We start from the raw sequence: 677 nt of genomic DNA on the forward strand, positions 1-677 counted from the left end.
TTGGAGTCAAAGATGACGAATGAAGTGCTGTTGAAGGTCAGCGGGCTGAAGGTGGCCTACGGCGGGATCCAGGCGGTGAAGGGGGCGGACTTTGAAGTGCGTCGCGGCGAGTTGGTGAGCTTGATCGGGGCCAACGGCGCCGGCAAGACCACCACGCTCAAGGCCATCACGGGTCTGCAGCCGGTGGCGGACGGCGACATCCAGTACCTGGGCAAGTCCATCAAGGGCCAGGGCGCCTGGGACCTGGTCAAGCAGGGCCTGGTGATGGTGCCGGAAGGCCGCGGGACCTTCACGCGCATGACCATCGTGGAGAACCTGCAGATGGGCGCCTACATCCGCAACGACAAGGCCCAGATCGAGGCCGATATCGAGCGGGTCTTCGGCATCTTCCCGCGCCTGAAGGAGCGTGCCACGCAGCTGGCGGGCACCATGTCCGGCGGCGAGCAGCAGATGCTGGCCATGGGCCGTGCGCTGATGGCACAGCCCAAGGTGCTGTTGCTGGATGAGCCCAGCATGGGCCTCTCGCCCATCATGGTCGACAAGATCTTCGAGGTCGTGAACGACATCCACGGGCAGGGCGTGACCATCCTGCTGGTCGAGCAGAACGCGAGCCGCGCACTGGCCGCAGCCAACCGCGGCTACGTGATGGAGAGCGGCCTGATCACCATGACCGGCGC

At 65.3% G+C, this 677-nt stretch carries 1 protein-coding gene; it reads left to right on the plus strand.

Going from position 1 to position 677, the window contains the following annotated elements:
• Positions 1-12 precede the first annotated feature (12 nt).
• A partial coding sequence (locus H5407_RS23550; protein ID WP_183106914.1) for an ABC transporter ATP-binding protein occupies positions 13-677 on the plus strand: 665 nt, incomplete at its 3' end.

Origin of the sequence: Mitsuaria sp. WAJ17, from assembly GCF_014174515.1 — a bacterium.
In the GTDB taxonomy this organism is placed as follows: Bacteria; Pseudomonadota; Gammaproteobacteria; order Burkholderiales; family Burkholderiaceae_C; genus Roseateles_B.